The 287-nt window shown below is 35.5% G+C and carries 1 protein-coding gene; it reads right to left on the reverse strand.

Annotation, left to right across the window (positions count from 1 at the left end; all coding sequences use genetic code 11):
• Positions 1 to 287, reverse strand: a 287-nt coding sequence (locus ACSG5Z_RS31735; protein WP_435712937.1) for an N-6 DNA methylase, incomplete at both ends; no start/stop codon positions are given.

Genomic DNA, 287 nt, shown 5'->3' on the forward strand with positions numbered 1-287 from the left:
GTCCCAAACAGGAAGCCATCAGGTAAAATAACACCTGCACGACCATCTTGTTTTAATCGATACATAATAACGGACATGAATAAATCTGCTGTCTCACTACTTCTTAGCTCCATTGGGAAGTTCATTTTAATGTTCTCTTTTTCAGAACCACCATAAGGGGGATTCATCATAAAGACTTCAAACTTATCTTTCTCACTATAATCACGTACATTTTTATCCAAACTGTTTCCGTGAAGAATCATAGGGTCATCAATATCATGTAGTAATAAGGTTGTGATACTTAATAG

Source organism: Bacillus pretiosus, assembly GCF_051294775.1.
Lineage (GTDB): Bacteria > Bacillota > Bacilli > Bacillales > Bacillaceae_G > Bacillus_A > Bacillus_A wiedmannii.